We start from the raw sequence: 7,247 nt of genomic DNA on the forward strand, positions 1-7,247 counted from the left end.
ACCCGAATGCGACACCGAGGGTGAATTATCTGTCTGTTCGAGTGTCTCCCCGAATCGGCCCGCGCGCTTTTGCCCGCAGCCGCCGAACTGGGGTCGTATGCGCGTCACCGGCCCGTGGTCACGATCGAGGCTCGACGAGTTTCTCCTCGAGACCCAGTTCCCCGTCCGTCTCGGCTGTCGCACGCCCGGTGGCCATCCGTGGCTGCTCTCGCTGTGGTACGCCTGGGGCGACGGCGACGCCATCGACGACGCGGCGGGTGACAGCACCGCAGTCGACGCCGACGCGGACGATTCCCGCGAGATTCTGTGCGCGACGAGCGCCGACGCGGACGTCGTCACGTTCCTCCGGAACGACCCGGAGATCTCGTTCGAGATCTCGACGAACGAGATGCCGTATCGCGGTGTTCGCGGCCGCGGCGTCGCCGACATCGAGACCGACACCGACAAACGACTGCTGCGGTCGCTCTTCGACCGGTATCTCGGTGGCACCGACAACGAACTAGCCACCCACCTGCTGTCTCCCGACCGCGAGGAGGTCCGGATTCGCGTGACGCCCAAGCGACTCCACTCTTGGGACTTCTCCAGCCGAATGGCGGACGTCACACCGGCCGAGGAGGGGTGAGGCCTGCCCGCCGCTACCGGCCGCTGTGGACCAGTTCGGTCTCGACGCGGTCCGGGACCCGCGAGAGCGCTGAGGCGGGCCAGTCGTCGTGTGCGAGGACGAACGAGGTCTCGGGATTCGCCTCGACGAGTCGCGCGACGCCCGTCGCCGCGGCTTCTCGGGCGTGTCTGTCGGTCCGCGCCGGGACCTCGCCGGTGAGGGGATAGGTCTCCGAGAGCGCCCGCGGGAACGGACCGAACGGCGGAACGACGCGCCAGGCGGCGTCGTAGACGTCGCCCGAGGGCATCCCGCCCTCGGTGAGTAACACGGTGCCGCCCGGGTCGAGTCGCGTCACTCGCTCGTGGTGCCGGTGTACCTCCGGTCGCCGGGCGGACTCCCCCGAGAGGTAGAAGAACGATCCCTTCGACGCCGGATCCTCCCGTTCCAGCTGCTCGGCGTGGTCTAGCAGCGCCCGGTAGCCGTCGAGCATCGCCGGGTGCGAACGCGCCCGCGACTCGACCAGTTCGAGCAGGTTCCCCGAACGGATCGCCTGCTTCACGCGCCTGATCTCGGCGAACGAGACGTGGAGGTTGTGCTCGGCCAAGAGGCGCTCGCGCTCCTCGTCGGGGCACGCCCGCAGGTCGTCGGGGTCGTGCGCCGTGCAGACCGCACACGAACACGGGAGGTACGCCAGATCCTCGAGGTGCTCGGTCCCGCGGACCGTGAGGTACCGATCGTCGCGCGCGTAAATGGCGTACGCCGCCGAGTCGAAGAGGTCGCAGCCGGCGGCGACCGCCAGCGCGAACATCATCGGGTGGCCGGCGCCGAACAGGTGGACGGGGGCGTCGCGGCCGAGTCCCCGCTTCGCGCCGGCGACGATGTCGATCATGTCCGCGTAGCGGTAGCTGTTCATCAGCGGGACGACCGCGCCGACCGGAAAGACGTCCAGATCGGTCGCGTACGCGTTCCGGCCGGCCGCCTCCCGAAGCTCCGGGTACGTCGACCCCTGGACCGGTGCGTTCACGAGCATCTCCCCAGTGTCGACGGACTCGGCGTCCGAGAGCGCCCGCTCTGTCGTGGCCAACTCGCGTTCGGCGCGTTCTCTGCTGACGTCCGGCGGCGTCGGGACGTCGACGGGGGTTCCGACGTCCGCGCCGATGTCGCGCTGGAATTCGAGGATCTCTCGCGTCGTCACGTCGATGTCACCGTACTCGGCGAGCTGGAACGACCCCGAATCCGTGACGATCGCGCCGTCGAATCCGAGCAGGTCGTGCAGCCCTTCTTCGAGCGCTCGCTCGCGGAGATCGTCGGTGCTGTGGACGATGTAGGAGTTCGTGATCAGGATCTCGGCACCGAACGCCGATTCGATCCGGCCGGGTGAGATCGTCCGGATATTCGGGTTGACGACCGGCATCAGCGCCGGCGTCTCGACGGTGACGTCCGCCCGAGGGACGGACAGCCGACCGATCCGACCGGCGGCGTCCCCGTCGCGGACCTCGAAGTGATCGCGCATACCGGTGTACTCGTGAGCGGCGGGTAAGTATCGTCGCTTTCGCGGCGGTGCGGTGACCGCCGACTGGGACTGGGGCAAACAGCCGGCACCGTCTCCGAGTCCCGCGTCGGTGTGCCGGACAACCGCTGTCCGACGCGGGCGTACGCTCAGGTCACACGGTTGCTGGCCTCGCGTCGGTATTTGAAGCTTCGTGGCGACGGTCTCCCTCCGAAATCCGTCTCTCGAACGGCTATCATGCGACGATCTCGGGCTGAATCGACGGACTGCACCGGTCTCGACTTCGACCACGGAGTACTTGTGTCTGAATAGTCAACGGAGTTCCCGTATGAGACACCTGGGACTGAAAGCGCGAATGGCATTCGTCGGTGCGGTCCTGTTCGCGTTCTACGCCGTCGCGGCCGTGGTCGTGATGGGCGTCTTCGGCTGGTCGATCTGGCTCGTCCTTCTCGCCAGCGTGGCCTTCGTCGGGGTCCAGTACAAGATCGGCAAGTGGATGGCGCTGCGCAGCGTCGGTGCGGAGGAGCTCCCCGAAGACCGTTTCCCCCATATCCACCGCCGCGTCGAATCGCTCTCGCGGTCGATGGGAATCGAGAAGCCCCGTCTGATGATCGCGCAGATGGGCGTGCCGAACGCCTTCGCCGTCGGTCGTAAGGGTGCGGGGACGGTCGTCGTGAGCGAGGAACTACTCTCGCGGCTGGACGACGACGAGGTCGAGGGCGTGCTCGCACACGAACTCGCGCACATCCGCAACCGCGACGTGGTGATGATGGTCCTCGGCCAGGGCGTCGCGTCGATCGTCGCGATCGTCGCCCAGTGGGTCGTCCTCCTGACCGGCGACAACGACATCGCGGACTTCTTCCTCGCGATCGTCGTCGGGCAGATCACGCAGTTGCTGGTGATGCTCTTCGTCTTCGCTATCTCCAGATATCGGGAGTACGTCGCCGACAGCGACGCCGCTGACGCCATCGGCGGCGGCGACCCGCTCGCCCGGGCGCTGGAGAAGATCAGTCGCGGCAACGAGCGACGCGACGAATCGGCGGTCGATTCGCAGGTCAACGCGCTGTGTATCTTCGGCGAGGAGCGCGGCCTCGCCCGACTCTTCGCGACGCACCCGCCGATCGAGCAGCGGATCGAGCGCCTCCGCCGCTGATGGTCGACGTCCGGACGCTCGCGGCTGCCGTTCTCGGCGTCGCGCTCGGCCTGCTGTTTCTCGTCGCACCCGGAACCGTCATCCGGGTCCATACCGCCGGCCGCGTGCCGGGCAATCGCCACGGTCGGTACGGGGAAGACGGCGTCTCGACCGAGCGCGACGCGGACGCAGAAAGCGGTGGGTCCGGCCTCCCGACCCGGTGGCGGCGACTCGTTCAGGCGGCCGGCGCGGTGCTGCTTCTCGGCGGCCTCTACTTCGGGCCGACGCTGATATAAGTGGGATCGATTTGGCGGTGACGGCCGCGGATCAGACCCCGACGATCGCGAGCAGCGTCTGCGGGAGCTGCCCGGAATCGGCGTACGGCAGGGAGAGATACAGCATCCCGAACAGCGTCGCGTTGTACGCGCCGTGGATCAGCGCCGGGACGAGGATGTTGTCTGTGAGTTCGTACACCGTCCCGAACACGAGCGTGGGGAGCACGAGCACGGAGATACTGACCAGTCGCGCTCGCGGCATTCCCGTGAGCGAGAAGTAGTGGATCGACGCGAAGATCAGACTCGCGAGGACGATCGCTGCGGGCGCTGGCAACGCCTCACTCAGGCGGTTCTGGACGACGCCGCGGTAGAGCAACTCCTCGCCGGGACCGATCAGGAGCAGCGACGCGGGGATCAACAGCAGGAGTATCTCGGGGTTCTGCAGTCCGACCTCGGCGGCGCTGTTCGAGGCCGCCTCGGCCCCGAGCGTTCTGATGATCACCGACGCGATCACCAGAAAGCCCATCGCCGCGACGTAGCCCCCGATGACGGACGCGACGTCCCGGAGCGAGGGGACCCCGATGCCGACGTAATCGGCTCCGATGCCGCGGTATCGCAGGTACGCGAGCGCGACGCCGCCGAAGCCGAACCCCGTCGCGAGGACCAGCGAGAGCACGATGCTCAGAAGCGGCGTCACCTGGACGCCGGCGACGCCGAGCACGAGGGCCGCGGCGACGACGAGCAATCCGCCGGCCACGATGCCGACGACTGAGAGGACGACCGCGGCGAGGAGCGCGCGGAGCACGTCGCGGACGGCATCGCCCGAGACCGAGCCGCCCGCTTCGTTGACGGAATCGAATTCGGAGGACACACACGAGATACGTACTGCGCCGTCAAAATCCTTCGCTCTGTGTGACCGTGTCTACGAGCGTTCCCAGCGCGCAGCGAGTTCGTACCGGGTGAGCGCGAGGACGGTCCGCCCGTCGCGGAGCTCGCCGTCGAGCGCCGCCGCCAGCAGGTCGTCGTAGTCGATAGTGTCGACCCGGATGCTCTCGTTGAAATCGAGTTCCTGCTCGGCGCTCGCTGTGCACCCACGGGCGAGGTAGTAGTGGTGGACGCTGTCGAGGAGGCCGTTAGCCGGCTCAGCGGAGAACAGGTGCCGGACGCTCGCCGCCTCGTGGCCGGTCTCCTCACGGAGTTCTCGTCTGGCGACGGCGTCCAGATCCTCGTCGTCCGGTTCGGCCGTCCCGGCGGGGAGCCCGCGGTTGACCCGGCCGACGGCCTGCCGCCACTCCTCGATCACGACGACGTCGCCGTCGTCGGTGAAGGGCAGCACCACGACCGCGGGCGGCTCGTCCACGTAGTGGAAGTCGGTCTCGGTGCCGTCGGGCAGGACTACGTCGTCTCGGCGGACGTCGAATCCGGGGCAGGTGTAATCGAGTTCGCTCCCGGTCGTCGTCCACGCCAGGCCGTCGTCGGGGTCCGCTGCGGTACCGGGTGCGGATGCGTCTGGATCGACCATACTCGGTTCTCGGTCTCGCACCCAAGAAGTGCTGGGGTGGATTCGGTGGGTCGTGGCCGCGTCACGGCCATCGGACTGCTCGAAGCCCGCCGCTCAGTCAGCCTCGCAGTCGCCCGCGAAGGGCGATCCCGCTGCCACCCAGCACGAATCCGAGCGAGACGAGCGCGACGGCGACGTGCGCCTCGGTGAACCAGAACGGCGTCTGGAGTCCAGTCTGTAAGAGCAGCAGCAGGAACGACAGGACGGGAAGGTTGCGGCGCTCGTCGACCGTCGTCTCGCCACCATCCGCGTAGGCGACCCCGCCGACCGTCTCCCCGGCGGGCAGGCGCTCGGCCTCGTAGGGAACCTGTGGCGTGGCGTAGCTCCACACGGTCGCCCCCGTGCGATTGATCTCGACGACGCGCTTGTTCAGCGAGTCGGTGACCAGCGTGTTCCCGTTCGGGAGTCGGTCGGCGTCGCGCGGCCAACTGAACGGCACGCCCTCGGCGCGGTCGACGGCCCAGGCCACGTTCCACGAGCCGCTCTCGTTCCGCCGCAGTTCGACGATCCGGTCGTTGTGGCTGTCGGCGACCAGGACGGTTCCGTTCCCGAGCCACTGCGGGTTGTGCTGCTGTCTGAGTACCGTCGGGTCGCCCTTCGGATTCGGGCTCCCGCCGTCGGTCCGGCCGTCGTCCGCGTTGATCACCTCGACGACGCCCTCGCCGCGCTCGACGATCACGAGCTGGTGGGCGTTCCGGACCGAGACCAGGTAGCGATCCTCCGAGATGACGTCGACGTCGTTGATGTGGAGCCAGTCGGTCCGAGTCGGGTCCGCGGGCGCGTCGTACCGCTCGCTCGCGTTCCACTGCCAGGTGATCTCGCCGTCCTCGACGGTGAAGATCCGCTCGTACTCCATGTCGGTCACGAGGAACTCGCCGGAGTCGAGCCGCTCGACGTCGTGGACCTCGCTGTTCGCTCGCGTCCGTACGGGGAACGAGTACTCCGAGACGACTTCGGGGCCCGCGCCGCTGTCGGCGTTCGGTTCGATGATCCGGAAGCCGGTGTGAGTACAGGGCGACTCGTAGGGGCCGCACTCCTCGTAGCCGCTGTCCATGAAGCCGGCCATCACGCTCCCGTTCTCCAGCATCGTGACGTCGAAGTAGCTGTCTGTCTCCCCGGCCCGCCACTCGGTCTGGCGGCCGTCGAGCAGGTAGACCGACCCGGCTTCGTGGAGGCCGGGGCCGCCGCCTTGGGACCCGACGAGTGTCCGTCTCGCCTCGCCGTCGTCTGCGCCGCCGACGCTCGGCGCGAGCGCCGCGCCGACGAGGAGCGAGGAGAGGAACAGCACGACGCCGACGAGCACGAGCGTCGCGCCGGCGCGCGTTCCGGTGAGTGGAGTGGGGACCTTCGATCGCATCGACTGCGTAGAGCACGGGGGAGCGCCGAAAAAAACCGTTCGGTGTGGACCGCAGTGGTGCTACTCCCGCTCGGCCTTCAGTTCGAGCAGGTAGCCGAACGGATCGGTGACGTAGACGGCCGGGGCGACGCCCGTCGCGCCGAGCGGGTCCAGCCGGCGGTCGATCTCGATCCCCGCGTCCGCCAGGGTGGCCTCGATGCCCTCGATGTCGTCGTCGACGCGGACGGCGATGTGGTCGTACGCGGTCTGGGTCGGCGCGGCGAACGCCTCGTCGGGTTCGAGATGCACGACTGCGCCGGGTGCCAGCCGGACGGAAAAGAACGGCTTTTCGCCCGACTCGTACAGGTCCATTCCGTCGATTCCGAACCCGAGCGCGTCCCGGTAGAACGCCAGTGCGGTCTCGATCCCGTCGGCCGGAATCCGCAGTTTCACGTGGTCGATCGCGGTTCCATCCATACGATGTCGTTGGCGTCGGTCGGACAAAAGTCCGGGTGCCGGCCGGAGGGTCGTGTTTAGTTTGGAGCATTGAGCCAGGCGGCAAATGCTTGGAGCCAATTTTCGGCGGTTTGCGGCTCAACGTGGCTGAAACAGTTGGAGAACGACGAGGTGCGACGCTTGAGTTCTCGAAAGATTCGCTCGATGGCATTCCGATTTCCATTCCGTTCGGTTTGAAATCGGAGTGAAGCTCTGGCCAGCGCAGTTTGGAGGTGTTGAGCGCCATCGACCAGAAACACTGCGGATTCGACATCGTGTTTCTCGCGCAGTTCACGCAGAAAGATCTCGGTCAATGCGGTCGTCGTCGTTGAAAACA

Annotated in this window: 8 protein-coding genes and 1 pseudogene; 3 read left to right on the forward strand and 6 right to left on the reverse strand. The window is 67.5% G+C overall.

The window, feature by feature from the left end:
• Window positions 1-97: 97 nt before the first annotated feature.
• Entirely contained in the window at window positions 98-622 is a 525-nt protein-coding gene (locus BLU74_RS05470) for a pyridoxamine 5'-phosphate oxidase family protein (RefSeq protein ID WP_089766008.1), read from the forward strand.
• A 13-nt stretch (window positions 623-635) separates the two neighbouring features.
• On the opposite strand, the gene tgtA is transcribed toward BLU74_RS05470, so the two are convergent.
• The gene (gene tgtA, locus BLU74_RS05475) at window positions 636-2,114 is read right to left on the reverse strand and encodes a tRNA guanosine(15) transglycosylase TgtA (RefSeq protein WP_089766011.1); all 1,479 of its coding nucleotides are present in this window, start codon (window positions 2,112-2,114) and stop codon (window positions 636-638) included.
• A gap of 325 nt (window positions 2,115-2,439) precedes the next feature.
• Between tgtA and BLU74_RS05480 the strand changes: the two genes are divergently transcribed.
• Window positions 2,440-3,264 carry a M48 family metallopeptidase gene (locus BLU74_RS05480; protein WP_089766013.1) on the forward strand — a complete coding sequence of 275 codons (825 nt, stop codon included), beginning with the start codon at window positions 2,440-2,442 and terminating at the stop codon, window positions 3,262-3,264.
• The gene (locus BLU74_RS05485) at window positions 3,264-3,539 is read left to right on the forward strand and encodes a hypothetical protein (protein ID WP_089766015.1); all 276 of its coding nucleotides are present in this window, start codon (window positions 3,264-3,266) and stop codon (window positions 3,537-3,539) included. Before BLU74_RS05480 ends, BLU74_RS05485 begins: the two co-directional genes overlap by 1 nt.
• Window positions 3,540-3,570: 31 nt before the next feature.
• Here the strand turns inward: BLU74_RS05485 and BLU74_RS05490 are convergent, their stop codons facing one another.
• The 5 genes and pseudogenes from BLU74_RS05490 to BLU74_RS05510 form a co-directional block, all read right to left on the reverse strand.
• Window positions 3,571-4,323 (reverse strand): CPBP family intramembrane glutamic endopeptidase, encoded by a 753-nt coding sequence (locus BLU74_RS05490; RefSeq protein WP_394327865.1) that lies wholly within the window; start codon window positions 4,321-4,323, stop codon window positions 3,571-3,573.
• Between the two features lie 117 nt (window positions 4,324-4,440).
• Window positions 4,441-5,040: an NUDIX hydrolase gene (locus tag BLU74_RS05495; protein ID WP_089766020.1), complete on the reverse strand. Its 600-nt coding sequence runs from the start codon at window positions 5,038-5,040 to the stop codon at window positions 4,441-4,443.
• 97 nt (window positions 5,041-5,137) lie between these two features.
• Entirely contained in the window at window positions 5,138-6,436 is a 1,299-nt protein-coding gene (locus tag BLU74_RS05500; protein WP_089766022.1) for an aryl-sulfate sulfotransferase, read from the reverse strand.
• Window positions 6,437-6,496: 60 nt separating this feature from the next.
• Entirely contained in the window at window positions 6,497-6,892 is a 396-nt protein-coding gene (locus BLU74_RS05505; RefSeq protein WP_089766024.1) for a VOC family protein, read from the reverse strand.
• A 56-nt stretch (window positions 6,893-6,948) separates the two neighbouring features.
• Window positions 6,949-7,247, reverse strand: a pseudogene (locus BLU74_RS05510) (IS6 family transposase); the annotation flags it as partial.

The organism is Halobellus clavatus (assembly GCF_900107195.1).
GTDB classification, from domain to species: domain Archaea; phylum Halobacteriota; class Halobacteria; order Halobacteriales; family Haloferacaceae; genus Haloquadratum; species Haloquadratum clavatum.